Origin of the sequence: Nocardia sp. NPDC050712, from assembly GCF_040654295.1 — a bacterium.
Classification (GTDB): Bacteria; Actinomycetota; Actinomycetes; order Mycobacteriales; family Mycobacteriaceae; genus Nocardia.
In genome coordinates this window covers 1,470,828-1,484,352 of the sequence record NZ_JBFAHT010000003.1, presented here as the reverse complement: position 1 = coordinate 1,484,352, position 13,525 = coordinate 1,470,828, and the positions used below count along the sequence as shown (strand labels likewise).

The following is a 13,525-nucleotide window of genomic DNA, read 5'->3' as shown; positions in this document are numbered from 1 at the left end:
CCGGCACTCGGGCAATCATTCCGCTATCTCACTGTGACACGGAACTTCCAGCCCCTTGCGCACACCTGACGGACCGACCGGTCCGTGTCGCGAACGATTGGCAATACGCGAAGCGCCGGATATGCGATTCTGGATCGGCCACAAGCACTGCCGACCACCGCCGCGAACGCTCCTGGAGGTTTGAGGATGCCCGAGAACCCGGATTCCGACGACCTGTTCGCCGTGCCCGGCGCGCGGCGGGGCGCGCCCCGGGAGGGCTTCCCCGCCGGGGAGATGTTCGCCCAGACCGCCTACGAACTGGTGCACGACGAACTGCTGCTCGACGGCGTCTCCCGAACCAACCTGGCGACCTTCTGCACCACCGCGCTCGACGACCAGGCCCGGCGGTTGATGGCCGAGTCGCTGGACAAGAACATCATCGAGAAGGACGAGTACCCGCGCACCGCCGAACTCGAAAAGCGTTGCGTGCGAATGATCGCCGACCTCTGGCACGCACCGGACCCGGCGGGCACCCGGGGCGTCTCGACCACCGGCTCCAGCGAGGCCGCCCTGCTCGGCGGGCTGGCCGCGAAGTTCCGCTGGCGCCACCGCGGCGGGACCGGCACACCCAACTTCGTGTGCGGGCCCGCACAGGTCTGCTGGACGAAATTCGCGCGCTACTTCGACGTCGAGATCCGCCGATTACCGCCGCGCGGCGACCACCTCACGCCGCGCCCGGCCGACCTGGTCGCGGCCTGCGACGCGAACACCATCATGGTGGTGCCGACCTTCGGCCAGACCCATACCGGCCTGTTCGAGGACGTGGCCGGCGTCAGCCGCGAACTCGACCGGCTGGAAGAGCGGACCGGGCTCGACATTCCCCTGCACGTGGACGCCGCCAGCGGCGGCTTCCTGGCGCCGTTCTGCGCGCCGTACCTGGTCTGGGATTTCCGGCTGCCGCGGGTGAAGTCGATCAACGCCTCCGGCCACAAGAGCGGCCTGGCCCCGCTCGGCGCGGGCTGGGCGATCTGGCGCGACGCCGCCGACCTGCCCGCGGATCTCGTCTTCGACGTCGACCATCTCGGCGGTTCGGCGGCCACGGTCAATCTCACCTTCTCCCGCCCCGGCGGGCAGGTCATCGCCCAGTACTACGAGTTCATCCGGCTCGGGCACGCGGGCTACAGCCGCGTGCAGTCCGAGATCTACCGGGTCGCAAGGCATCTGGCGAAGCGGCTGGACGAGTTCCGCGTGTTCGAGATGATCCACGACGGCGATCCGGGCAAGGGCGGCACCGCGGTCTCCTGGCGGCTGCGACCCGGTCGGCCCTACACCCTCTACGACCTGTCCGACCGCCTGCGCACCCGCGGCTGGTCCCTCGCCGCCGCGCCCCTGCCGGCTGAGCGCGGCACCGAGACGGTCATGCGCGCGGTCGTCCGGCACGGCTTCACCGTCGACATGGCCGACCTGCTGCTCGACGATGTCGCGGGCTGCCTCGCGCAACTGGACCGGCACGCGATGGGCCTGGGCCGGGACGAGGCGGGCACGTTCCGCCACGACGACCGTCCCGCCGTTCCGTAAGCGCCTCGGCCCCTGCGGATTTCGCCGCACGCCGCCGCCCGTGTACGCCATCACCCGGGCGGCGGCGCCTGCCGGCGCTTGCACCGGGCACAAACCCGGCCGCGGCACCGACCACACCGCACAACGGCGGCGTCTAGGCCGCCCGGGCCGTGGCGAACGGCTCCCAGCGGTAGACCTCACTGCGCGCGCCGTGGAACAGCGCCAGATCCACGGCGTCCAGCATCGCCTGGCGCGGGCCCGGCCGCTGCAACTGCGCGGCCGAGATCGCCAGGCGCAGGACACCTCCACGCCGAGCCGTGCGGGCGGCACCCAGTATCAGTGCCCGGCACCACCACGGCTCGGCGCGGAACCCCTCCCCGATCCCGTAAACACGGGTCTTCTGCGCGGCATTGCGTTCCAGGTCCAGGATCGAGGTCAGGCCCAGCGCGAGCCGGAACCCGGCCTCGGGCAGCGCCGCGACCGCGCCGTGCGAGGCGTCCCAGCGCGGCGCCGCGAACAGCCGCGTCCGCAGCTCCGCCTGTTCCATCACGCGATCGGCCGCCGTCAACCGCAGCCGCGCTTCGTGCTTGGGCAGCGTGGCGAACTCGGCCCGCCGCCGCTTGGTGGCCGCCTGGTCGTACCCGTGCAGAACCATGGCGTCGCCGCGGGCCCGGCGGCCGCGCAGCCACGCCTGCGTCCCCGGATCGGCCAGCAGCCGATAGCCGTTCTTCAGCCGCGGCGCCACCAGCAGCGACAACCGGACATCGCGCTGATCCATCTCGGCGGCGAACTCGATCGCGGCATCGCGGGTGGTGTCCCGGATGCCGGACACCGATACCAATAGCTCAGCGTTCATGAACTCACGGTGCCAGCCGGACATGTCCTGGGCGTGCAAAGCACGTGACCAAGTGACGAACAGCCCGTCACGGTCTCGATGTCTAGGATTGCGGAGGTGAGAGCAGCACTGTTCAGCGCCCTTGTCACGCCACTACTACTGATCGCCCCGGGGACGGCGTCAGCCGATCTCGGTGATCCGCCGCCGCCGATCTTCACCACGGAGGAAAGGTGTGCCGCGGCACAGGGTTTCGCCGACAAGGTGCGGGCCGAGGCGCCGGACGCGACGCCGCAGCAGATCGCCGACGCCTACATCGCGGTGCTCGACGCCCGCGGCGCCTACCGGGGAATCGAGCACATCCGCGAGCAGAACCGGCAGCAGATGCTCGACGACATCGTGAACTGCGGGATCTGACCGCGCCCGATCCCGGCCTGCCGATCAGGCCGGGATCATCAGCGGCACAGCGTTATTCGCCGCCCAGGCCGACGGTGTCGAGCAGCCAGGCGAACTCGAAGGAGATTTCCTTCCACTTCTCGTACCGGCCGCTCACGCCGCCGTGCCCCGCGCTCATCTCCGTCTTGAGCAGGAGCTGGGCGTCCCCGGTCTTGGTGGCGCGCAGCTTGGCGACCCACTTGGCCGGTTCGACGTAGAGCACGCGGGTGTCGTTCAGGCTGGTGATGGCCAGAATGGCCGGGTAGTCCTTGGCCTCGACGTTCTCGTACGGCGAGTAGGACTTGATGTAGTGGTAGACATCCTTGTCCTCCAGCGGATTTCCCCACTCGTCCCACTCGATGACGGTGAGCGGCAACTCCGGGTCCAGGATCGAGGTGAGCGGATCCACGAACGGAACGCTGGTCATGATGCCCTTGAACAACTCCGGCGCCATATTCGCCACCGCGCCCATCAGCAGGCCGCCGGCACTGCCGCCGTCGGCGACCATCCGGTCCGCGGCCGTCACCCCGGAATCGATGAGATGCTGTGCGCAAGCGATGAAGTCGGTGAAGGTGTTCTTCTTCGACAGCGTCTTGCCCTGCTCGTACCAGAGCCGGCCCATCTCGCCGCCGCCGCGCACATGCGCGACCGCGAACACCATGCCGCGGTCCATCAGCGACAACCGCGGCACCGAGAAGTACGGGTCGATCGGCGACTCGTAGGAGCCGTATCCGTAGAGCAGCAACGGTTTCGGGCCGTCGGTGACGGCGTCCTTCTTCCACACCAGCGAGATCGGGACCCGGGTGCCGTCCGCGGCGACCGCCCAATCACGCTGCTGTACATACTCTTCCGGGTCGTAACCGCCGAGCACCGGCGACTCCTTGCGGAGCAGCAGCGCACCGGTCGCGGGCACGTAGTCATAGACCCGCATCGGCGTGAGGAACGAGGTGAGCCCGATCCGCAGCGTCGGCTGCTCCCACTCCGGATTGCCGCCCGCGCCGGCGGAGAACAGCTCCAGATCGAATTCCAGTTCCCGGCGCTCGCCGTAACCGGTATCGGTCAGCGGCCAGACCGCGACCCGGGGCAGCGCCTCGCGACGGTAGCCGAGCACCAGATGATCGCGGAACGCGTCCACGTCCTCCAGGCGGACGTCGTCGCGGTGCCCGATCAGCAGCGTCATGTTCGAAGGATCGGACACCGGGGCGTCGCAGAGCACGAAGTTCTCCGCCTTCACCCCGTCCACCACGTCGTTGTGCAGGATCAGGAAGCGATCCTCGCCACCGATCTCGGCGTGCTCGACCGAGTACTCCACACCCTCCCGGCGCGGCAGGATGACCCGGAACTCGCCCTCGGGATCGTCGGATTCCAGCAGCCAGAGCTCGCTGGTGATCTTGGATTGCAGCCCGATGATCAGATACTTCTCCGAGCGGGTGCTGCTGATGCCGACCCAGTACCGCTCGTCTTGCTCGTGGAAGACCTTGACGTCCTGGTCGCGCTCGGTGCCGAGGCGGTGCCGCCAGACGGTGTCGGGCCGCCACGCGGCGTTCACGGTCTGATAGAAGACGTGCGTCCCGTCGTGTGACCAGGTCGCGCCGCCCGCGGTGCCCGCGATCTCGTCGGCCAGCAGCTCGCCGGTGCGCAGGTCCTTGAACTTCAGCGTGTACCGCTCGTCGCCGACGATGTCGATCGAGTAGGCGAGCAGGTGGCCGTCACGGCTCACCGAGACGGTGCCCAGGGAGATGAACTCGTGGCCCTCGGCCAGCGCGTTGACGTCGAGGAGCACCTCCTCACCCGGAATCTCCGTGCCCACAACCAATTGCGGCGGCGTCCAGGCGTCGATGCCCTCGGCGTTCGCATCGATCGGGCACCGGCAGCTGGCGCCGTACTGCTTGCCCTCGAAGCTGCGCGAGTAGTACCAGTGGTCGCCGATCCGGGTCGGCACGGACAGATCGGTCTCCAGGGTGCGCGACTTGATCTCGTCGAAGATCTTCTCGCGCAGCCCGCGCTGGTGCGCGGTCTGCGCCTCGGTGTAGGCGTTCTCCGCCGTCAGATGCGCCACGACCTCCGGGTCGTCCTTCTCGCGCAGCCACTCGTACTCGTCGATGAAGACATCACCGTGATGCTCGCGCTGCTCCGGCACCCGCTTGGCGATCGGCGCCGCCACCACACTCTCGACAGACATGGTCCTACCCTACTGTTCCGAGGCGCTGGACCTCGGGTGATGCGCCTGTCCCGGTGCCCGCCGCGGCGGTAGTCTCGCCTGCATGCGCTCCACCCTGGCCGTACGGGTCGCGGCCGTCCTCGCAATGTTCTTCTCGCTCACCGGAATCGGCGCCCTGGCGCCGGCCGCCGCGTGCGCCTGCGGCGGGGTGGCCCTGCCACGCGACGCGAACACCGTCGCCTCGGTGCACAACGAGGTGGCACTCGTCGACTGGGACGGGCGGCGCGAAACCATCGTGATGCAGCTCGCGCTGCAATCCGGTACCGACAATGCCGCCCTGATCGTGCCGACGCCGGCCCCGGCCCAGGTCTCGGCGGGGACCGCCGCGACCTTCGCCGAGCTGAAGCGGCTGACCGCGCCCGCGGTCCACACCGAACGGCGCTGGTTCTGGTCGGCCGACGAGGGCGCGATGGCCGGCGCGCCCGGCGGGCCCACCGTGCTCGGCCAGGTGCAGCTGGGTCCGCTGGAGGCCACCACGCTCACCGGTGGTGAGCTGGACGGTGTCCGGAACTGGTTGCGCGACAACGGCTACGTGCTGCGCCCGGAGGTGGTCGCGACGCTCGAGCCGTATCTGCGCGCGGGCTGGTCGTTCGTCGCGATGCGGCTGACCAGCAGCAAGCCGCTGGCCGGAGCGCTCGACCCGGTGCGGCTCAGCTTCGACTCCGACCGGCTCGTCTATCCGATGCGGATGTCTAGCGCGGCCACCGCCGCCCAATACGTGCGGCTGTACGTACTCAGCGACCATCGAGTGCGGCGCGATGACCCGGACGCCGGAAACCAGGTCGTCGCCGTCGATTTCGCGGGGCGGATCGGCGCGGCGACCGACCCGGATCTGGCCGGACCGGCCGCCGCCGGCCGCGACTACCTGACCGAACTCTCGATCGCGATCCACCAGCCGTCCGGCATCACCAGCGATTTCGGCTTCGCGGCCGCACCGTCGGACACCACCTATCGCCAGGTGATCCGGCGGCGCGAGGATGTCGCGCTGTTCGGGGTACCCGCCGGGCCGCCGCTGCTGGTCGGCGCGCTGCTGGTGCTGGCGGTCGGCATCGGCGTGGTCGTGCGCCGGGTCCGCGGGGCCTAGGCGCCGAGCGCCGCGCCCAGGGTGGGCCAGGACGCGTGCAGGGTGTCCTGCCAGTAGGACCACGAGTGCGTGCCGGTCAGGCTGTGATCGATCTGGGCCGGGATGCCCAGCCCGCGCAGGCGCTCCCCGAAGGACACCACACAGGCGTTCACGCCGGTTTCGATCGGGCCGCCGAACACCAGGTTCTCGGGCAGCTGCGGTTTGATCTCCAGCTCGTGCTTGCCGGGGATGCCGGTGCCGGTGGAGAGATAGATCGTCTTGCCGCGCAAGCGTTCCGCCAGCAGCGCGGGATCGTGCGCGCCCCATTCCGGACTACCGGGCGGGCCCCACATGTTCAGCGGGTTGCCGCCGCGGTTGGCGACGGAGAACATGATCGCGGGCGCGGCCATGCCGGTATCCGGGCAGGCGCTGTACCCGGCGACCGCGCGATAGAGCTCCGGATGACGGGCGGCGAGGATGAAGGCGGCGTTGCCGCCCATCGAGAGCCCGCCGATCCCGTTGACGCCGTTGCCGTTGAACTCGGCGTCGATGATGGGCGGCAGTTCCGCGGTGAGGAAGGTTTCCCACTGGTAGCGGCCGAACCGCGGGTCGTCCTGCTGCCAGTCGGTGTAGTAGCTGGCCTGCCCGCCCACGGGGAGCACCACGTTGACCCGCTTGTCACCGAAGAACGGCTCGGCGTCGGTGGCGTTGGTCCAGGTGCTCTGCCCGGCACCGGGATCCAGGCCGTCGAGCAGGTAGTAGGAGGGGCGCGCGCCGCCGTCGGCGGGATGCAGCACGTCCACCTGGATGATCCGGCCCATCGCCGCGGAGTCGATGAAGACCGCCGAGCGGGTCGGGCTCCGCTCCTCGATGTGCACCAGGCGCGCGGCCGTGGCGGTCGCCGGCTCGGCGGCAGTCGGCCATACACCCGCGAGGGCGAACACCAGCATTGCTACAGCTACCATCGCTCGGCGCACAACACACCTCCGGTCACCGCATTGCGTTACCTGCCAAGCTATCCCACCATCGCTATATATGCGATGAAACAGTAATTTAGCATCCGGTCAGCAAACTATCCGGTACGGAAGAAGCATGGTTACCGGCTACCGCTCGAGCGCACCTCGGATCGATCCCGCGAGGTAGTCCAGATCCGCCCGCCGCGGGCTGGTCGGCCGGCCCCGCAACCCGAACCCGTCCCCGGGCAGCCGCGGAATCACGTGCAGGTGCACATGGAACACCTCCTGCCCCGCCGTCACACCGTCCGCGAGGAAGAAATTGACCCCGTCGCACGCCACCTCACTGGCCCGCAACGCCGCCGCCAGCCGCTGGCCCACCTGAAAGAGCTTGCCCCCGACCATCGGATCCAGCTCGGCCAGACTCCGCGCCGCCACCTTCGGCACCACCAGCACATGCCCCGGCGTCATCGGCCGGATATCCAGGAACGCCAGCACATCGTCGTCCTCGTACACCTTGCTGGCGGGTGACCGCCCGGCGACGATATCGGCGAAAATCGTGTACGGATTCACCCCGCGACCCTAACCGGCCCCGGTCCCGAACCCTTGCGGGACTACAGGATCGGGGACGGGGTGTAGCGGGCCGCGTCGGGGTACTGGGCGGCGAGCTTCTCGACGGCGGCGAGGACGTCGGCGACCTGGGCTTCGGCCGCGCCGATGAAGGCGGACTTGTCGGCCAGGGCGGCGTCCAGCGCCGGGCGATCGAGCGGGAAGCGGGGGTCGGCGGCCAGGCGGTCGAGCAGGTCGGGTTCCCGGCCCTGCTCCCGCATCGCCAAGGCGACGGCGACGGCGTGCTCCTTGATGACCTCGTGCGCGGTCTCGCGGCCGACGCCCGCGCGCACCGCCGCCATGAGCATCCGGGTGGTGGCCAGGAACGGCAGGTAGCGGTCCAGTTCGCGGGCCACGACGGCCGGGTAGGCGCCGAACTCGGCGAGCACGGTGAGGAAGGTTTCCATCATGCCGTCGATGGCGAAGAAGGCGTCCGGCAGCGCGACCCGGCGCACCACCGAGCAGAAGACGTCGCCCTCGTTCCACTGCGCGCCCGCCAGCTCGGCGGCCATCGAGGCGTAACCGCGCAGCACCACCTGCAGGCCGTTGACGCGCTCACAGGAGCGGGTGTTCATCTTGTGCGGCATCGCGGAGCTGCCGACCTGACCGGGCTGGAAACCCTCGGTGACCAGCTCGTGGCCGGCCATCAGGCGGATGGTGTGCGCGAAGGAGGACGGGCCCGCGCCGAGCTGCACCAGCGCGGAGAGCACGTCGTGGTCCAGCGAGCGCGGGTAGACCTGGCCGACGCTGGTCAGTACGTTCGCGAAACCGAGGTGGCGGGCGACCTGCTGCTCCAGGGTGGAGAGCTTCGCGGCGTCGCCGTCGAGCAGGTCGAGCATGTCCTGTGCGGTGCCCATCGGGCCCTTGATGCCGCGCAGCGGGTACCGGTCGAGCAGCTCGCGCAGGCGCTGCAGCGCGATCAGCACCTCGTCGGCGGCCGAGGCGAAACGCTTGCCGAGGGTGGTGGCCTGGGCGGCGACATTGTGCGAACGACCCGCCATCACCAGCGCCTGGTACTCCCCGGCCCGCTCGGCCAGGCGCGCCGCGACCGCGACACCGTGGGCGTGCACGTGCTCCAGCGACAGCCGGATCTGCAACTGCTCCACGTTCTCGGTGAGGTCGCGGCTGGTCATGCCCTTGTGCACGTGCTCGTGCCCGGCCAGCGCGTTGAACTCCTCGATGCGCGCCTTCACGTCGTGGCGGGTGACCCGCTCGCGCTCGGCGATCGAGGCCAGGTCGACCTGGTCGATGACGCGCTCGTAGTCCTCGAGCACCCCGGCCGGCACCTCGATGCCGAGCTCGGACTGCGCCCGCAGCACCTCCAGCCACAACCGGCGCTCGAGCACGATCTTGTTCTCGGGCGACCAGAGGCGCACGAGTTCCGGGCTGGCATACCTGGTGGCGAGGACGTTCGGCACAAGACTCACGTCTTACGAGTCTAGTGCCCGGTACCTGTCCACTTGCTGGGGCGTCGCCGGCGCGACGATATCGATGATCTCCAACAGTGCACCGCGTGCCATTCGGCGCGGTTCGGGGTCGAGTTCGGTGAGCGCCGCGACCACCGCGCCGTCCACCACCGCGACCAGCCGGCGCACCTGTTCGTGCCGGACCAGGCGGTCCGAACGGCGCAGCACGTCGCCGAGCAGCTCGTCGAGTTGCGCGCGCAGGCGTAGTTGCACCTCGCGCAATTCCGGATGCCGGGCCGAGGCCACCGACCGCTCGTAGCGGGCGATCAGCTGACCGAGCCGGTCCGGCGAGGTACGGGGCGCGCCGTGGTTGCGGTGCGCCTCGAGGCTCGGGTTCTCGTCGTGGCCGTCGGCGCCGACCAGCAGATCCAGCAGCAGATCCACCGTCGCCTCCGCGCCGCGGCGGCGATGGGAGACCTCGCCGACCCGGCGGCGCATCGCGTCCAACTCCGCGTTGCCGCTGAACTCGACCGCGCGCGCGATCAGATCTTCCAGCGACTCGAAGTAGTACGTGGTCGATGCCAACGGCAGATCGGCGCGCGTGGCCACCGATCGATGCCGCACCGCATCGAATCCGCCTTCGAGTAACAACTCGGCGGCGGCCGCTACCAAAGCCTGGCGACGCCGTTCGCCTTTGGGGGTCGTCGCGGTTATCACCGTGCCATCGTGCCAGTCGTCATCGGTTCACCCGTGCGAAATCGTAAGAGGAATCCCAGCCATCGATGTTTTACCGCATTCCCCACGCCCGGGTGCGAATCTCGGCAAACTTGTTGCCGGGCACAATTATTCAGCCGCGCAGGTATTGACCCAGGCGGAGCAGGGCCGCTTCGATATCCGCGGTCGCGCCCGCGAAAGAGAACCGAACGGTCCGATGGCCATTCACGGTGTCGAAATCGATGCCCGGCGCCAAGGCTACGCCCGTGGCCTCGAGCACTTCCGCGCACCACTTACGCGAATCGTCGGTCAAATGACCAATATCGGCATAGGCGTAGAACGCGCCGTCGGCCGGCGCCAAATCGGTGATGCCGAGCGCGGTCAGACCGTCCAGCAACAGCTTGCGATTGATCGCGTAGCGCGAGACATGGCCGTCGAGTTCGGCTTTCGCCTCCGCGCCGAACGCGTGCAGCGCCGCGTACTGCGAGATGGCCGGCGGGCAGACCGTCATGTTCGAGGCCAGCCGCTGCAAAGCGGGACGCAGGTCGGCCGGGGCCAGCATCCAGCCCAGCCGCCAGCCGGTCATCGAGAAGTACTTCGAGACCGAGCCGATCACCACCGAGTTGCGCGAGGTCGCCCAGGACGAGCGCGTGTCCTCCGCGCCGTAGGTGATGCCGTGATAGATCTCGTCGGAGATCAGCAGGGTGCCGTGCTCGTCGCACCAGCGGGCGATGGCGGCCAGCTCGTCCGGTTCGATCATCGTCCCGGTCGGATTGGCCGGGCTGGCGATGATCAGGCCCTTCGGCGGCTCCGGCAGCGCCGCCAGCATCGCCACCGTCGGCTGGAACCTGGTGTCGGCGCGGCAATCCAGCTCCACCACCCGGCAGCCCAGGGCGTTCAGGGTGTTCCGGTAGGCGGGATAGCCCGGGCGGGCCACCACCACGGTATCGCCGGCGTCGAAGGCGGCCAGGAAGATCAGCGTGAACGCGCCCGAGGAACCGGTGGTCACCACCACGTCGTCGGCGTCCACCTGGTAGCCGTAGGTCCGGCGATGATGCTCGGCGATCGCCGCACGCAGCGGCAAGATCCCGAAAGTCTCGGTGTAACCCAGCAATTCCGCGTCGATGGCCTGCTTGGTGGCGCGTAGCACCGGCGCCGGGGCCGGTGTCGAGGGCTGCCCGGCAGCGAGAACGACCACGTCACCATGGGTGCGGGCACGTTCGGCGGCGGCTTTCCAGACATCCATCACGTAGAAAGTGGGAATGATCGACCGGCGAGATTCTCGGGACACCCGAGAGACCGTAACCGCTGCGGACGCGCGACACCACGGGCCCGCACAACCTTTGTCGCAGGCGCGACAAAGGCTAGGGTCGGCCTAATGCTTGACAGTGCCAGACCACTCCGTCGGCTTCGCCGCCCGCCGTCGCCCAGCGCGCGCCGCGCGGGGCTGGACGGGGTGCGCGGAGTGGGCGGCATCGGCGTGGTCCGGCCCGACTGGCGCGCCAGATTCGCCGACCGGCCGCCGAATTCCCGAGCCCGGTCGCTACGCGTCAGACAATGGATCGACGAGCTATCGAGCAGACCACGCCCGGACCTGAGACAGCTCTGGGCGCGGCAGAGAAATCGGGACTACAGAGCGCTGCTCTGGCAGCACCGCGGAAAACTGACGGTTTTCCTGGCGGTGGCGCTGTTCGCCTCGGCCGACTCCTCCTTCGACTGGGGCGTCACCGACCGCACACCCGGCCCGAACCAAGCACAACGCGTCGCCTTCGCGCACGAACAACTGATCCAGCCCACCGTGCCCTCGGTGAAGCGCTATCTCACCGCCATCGCCAACGGTGAGCGCATCCGCGAGCAGGCTGTAGTCGCCGCCGCCGCCCGCGCCACCCTCGAACGCGCCAAAGCCGAAGCCGCCGCGGCCACCGCGGGCGAAGTCCAGCCCTGGATGTCGGCCACCACTCCCCTGCCGCCCGGCTCGATCCTGCCCGGTATCGCCGGCATGGTTCTCCCCACTCGCGGCACCTTCACCTCGGGATTCGGTTCCCGCTGGGGCACTTTCCACAACGGCATCGACATCGCCGGGCCGATCGGCACCCCGATCTACGCCGTCGCGAGCGGCACCGTCATCGACGCCGGCCCGGCCCAGGGCTTCGGCCTGTGGGTCCGCATCCGCCACGACGACGGCACCATCACCGTCTACGGGCACATGTACGACTTCTTCGTCTCGGTCGGCGAACGCGTCCCGGCCGGGCTGCAGATCGCGCGCATGGGCAACCGCGGCGACTCCTCCGGGCCGCACCTGCACTTCGAGGTCATCGCCCGGGGCCAGCACATCGACCCGCAGGCCTGGCTGGCCGCGAACGGCCTCGGCTTCTAGACGGTGATGCGGTTCTCGACCGCGGCCAGGCCGATGTCGGTGCGGAAGTGGCTGCCCGGGAGCTTGATCGCGGGGATCCGGGCGTAGGCGTTCGCGCGCGCCTCGGACAGATCGGCGCCGACGCCGACGACATTGAGGACGCGCCCGCCCGCGGACACCAGGGCGCCGTCCTCGCGCAGCGCGGTCCCGGCGTGCATGACCGAGGTGTTCTCGTCCGAGGCGCTGTCAGCGGCGCCGGTGATGACATCGCCCAGCCGCGGACGGCCCGGGTAGTTCTCGGCGGCGATGACCACGGTGATGGCCGAGCCGTCCCGCCAGCGCGGCGCGGCGACCTCGGCGAGCGTGCCGGTGGCGGTGGCGTTCAGCAGTTCGCCGAGCGGGCTGTCGAGCAGCGCGAGCACGGCCTGGGTCTCCGGATCACCGAAGCGGCAATTGAATTCGACCACCGCGGGACCGCCCGCGCCGATCGCCAGACCGGCGTAGAGCAGGCCGGAGAACGGGCAGCCGCGGCGCACCATCTCGGCGGCGACCGGCTCGACCACGTCGGTCACGATGGCGGTGACGGTTTCGGCGGGCAGCCACGGCAGCGGGGTGTAGGCGCCCATGCCGCCGGTGTTCGGGCCGGTGTCGCCGTCGCCGACGCGCTTGTGGTCCTGCGCGGGCAGCAGCGGGACCACGGTCTCGCCGTCGACGAAGCAGAACAGCGAGACCTCGGGGCCGTCCAGGAACGATTCCAGCAGCACCGGGTGGCCCTGCTCCAGCAGTTCCGCGCCGTGATCGCGGGCGGCCAGCCGGTCGGTGGTGACGACCACGCCCTTGCCCGCGGCCAGGCCGTCGTCCTTCACCACCCAGGTGGGGCCGAAACGGTCCAGGGCGTCGTCCAGTTCGGCCGGGGTGTCCACGATCTCGCTGTGCGCGGTGCGGACACCCGCCGCCGTCATCACGTCCTTGGCGAAGGCCTTGGAGCCCTCGATGCGCGCGGCCGCGGCCGACGGGCCGAAACAGGCGATGCCCGCGGCGCGGACCGCGTCGGCGACGCCGAGCACCAGCGGGACCTCGGGGCCGACCACGACCAGGTCGGCGTCCAGCTCGGTGGCCAGCGCCGCGACGGCTTCCCCGGAGGACGGGTCGATCGGATGGTTCTGCGCGTGCTGCGCGGTACCCGGGTTGCCGGGCGCCGCGAACAGCGCGGTCACCGCGGGGTCCTTGCGCAGGGCAAGAACGAGAGCATGTTCACGGGCTCCGGAGCCGATCACGAGTACGCGCACGGCCAACAGCTTAAGTGGGCACGTCGGCGGCGCACCAAGAGGATGATGGTTGGGGACGGGTGTGGAGCGATTCACACTGATCCCCAACACATCTGAAGGTTGTGGTCGACC

At 69.7% G+C, this 13,525-nt stretch carries 12 protein-coding genes; 4 read left to right on the top strand and 8 right to left on the bottom strand.

What is annotated here, in order from left to right:
* Window positions 1–186: 186 nt before the first annotated feature.
* Window positions 187–1,557, top strand: coding sequence for a glutamate decarboxylase (locus AB0H76_RS27365; RefSeq protein WP_357329512.1), 1,371 nt, complete (start codon window positions 187–189; stop codon window positions 1,555–1,557).
* Between the two features lie 133 nt (window positions 1,558–1,690).
* Here AB0H76_RS27365 and AB0H76_RS27360 read toward each other — a convergent pair whose 3' ends face one another.
* Window positions 1,691–2,392 (bottom strand): DUF2334 domain-containing protein, encoded by a 702-nt coding sequence (locus tag AB0H76_RS27360; protein ID WP_357329510.1) that lies wholly within the window; start codon window positions 2,390–2,392, stop codon window positions 1,691–1,693.
* 96 nt (window positions 2,393–2,488) lie between these two features.
* On the opposite strand from AB0H76_RS27360, the gene AB0H76_RS27355 reads away from it, so the two are divergent.
* Window positions 2,489–2,785, top strand: coding sequence for a hypothetical protein (locus tag AB0H76_RS27355; protein WP_357329508.1), 297 nt, complete (start codon window positions 2,489–2,491; stop codon window positions 2,783–2,785).
* 52 nt (window positions 2,786–2,837) lie between these two features.
* Here AB0H76_RS27355 and AB0H76_RS27350 read toward each other — a convergent pair whose 3' ends face one another.
* Complete coding sequence (locus AB0H76_RS27350; RefSeq protein WP_357329506.1) at window positions 2,838–4,985, bottom strand: S9 family peptidase; 2,148 nt, start codon at window positions 4,983–4,985, stop codon at window positions 2,838–2,840.
* 82 nt (window positions 4,986–5,067) lie between these two features.
* Here AB0H76_RS27350 and AB0H76_RS27345 point away from each other — a divergent pair, with 82 nt between their 5' ends.
* On the top strand, window positions 5,068–6,108 hold the full coding sequence (locus AB0H76_RS27345; RefSeq protein ID WP_357329504.1) for a DUF2330 domain-containing protein: 1,041 nt from the start codon (window positions 5,068–5,070) through the stop codon (window positions 6,106–6,108).
* Here AB0H76_RS27345 and AB0H76_RS27340 read toward each other — a convergent pair.
* From AB0H76_RS27340 to AB0H76_RS27320, 5 genes are all read right to left on the bottom strand, one after another.
* Window positions 6,105–7,052, bottom strand: a complete 948-nt coding sequence (locus AB0H76_RS27340; RefSeq protein WP_357329502.1) for an alpha/beta hydrolase family protein — start codon at window positions 7,050–7,052, stop codon at window positions 6,105–6,107. The genes AB0H76_RS27345 and AB0H76_RS27340 overlap by 4 nt on opposite strands.
* A gap of 138 nt (window positions 7,053–7,190) precedes the next feature.
* Complete coding sequence (locus AB0H76_RS27335) at window positions 7,191–7,613, bottom strand: HIT domain-containing protein (RefSeq protein WP_357329500.1); 423 nt, start codon at window positions 7,611–7,613, stop codon at window positions 7,191–7,193.
* Window positions 7,614–7,654: 41 nt separating this feature from the next.
* Window positions 7,655–9,076: an adenylosuccinate lyase gene (purB, locus tag AB0H76_RS27330; RefSeq protein ID WP_357329498.1), complete on the bottom strand. Its 1,422-nt coding sequence runs from the start codon at window positions 9,074–9,076 to the stop codon at window positions 7,655–7,657.
* A gap of 3 nt (window positions 9,077–9,079) precedes the next feature.
* The gene (locus AB0H76_RS27325; protein ID WP_357329496.1) at window positions 9,080–9,772 is read right to left on the bottom strand and encodes a TetR family transcriptional regulator; all 693 of its coding nucleotides are present in this window, start codon (window positions 9,770–9,772) and stop codon (window positions 9,080–9,082) included.
* Window positions 9,773–9,902: 130 nt separating this feature from the next.
* Window positions 9,903–11,060 (bottom strand): pyridoxal phosphate-dependent aminotransferase, encoded by a 1,158-nt coding sequence (locus AB0H76_RS27320; protein ID WP_357329494.1) that lies wholly within the window; start codon window positions 11,058–11,060, stop codon window positions 9,903–9,905.
* An 87-nt stretch (window positions 11,061–11,147) separates the two neighbouring features.
* On the opposite strand from AB0H76_RS27320, the gene AB0H76_RS27315 reads away from it, so the two are divergent.
* The gene (locus AB0H76_RS27315) at window positions 11,148–12,146 is read left to right on the top strand and encodes a M23 family metallopeptidase (RefSeq protein WP_357329492.1); all 999 of its coding nucleotides are present in this window, start codon (window positions 11,148–11,150) and stop codon (window positions 12,144–12,146) included.
* Here AB0H76_RS27315 and purD read toward each other — a convergent pair.
* A complete protein-coding gene (gene purD / locus AB0H76_RS27310; RefSeq protein WP_357329490.1) occupies window positions 12,143–13,414 on the bottom strand; it encodes a phosphoribosylamine--glycine ligase in 1,272 nt (423 codons plus the stop codon). The two genes, AB0H76_RS27315 and purD, sit on opposite strands and share 4 nt — an antisense overlap.
* Window positions 13,415–13,525: the final 111 nt, after the last annotated feature.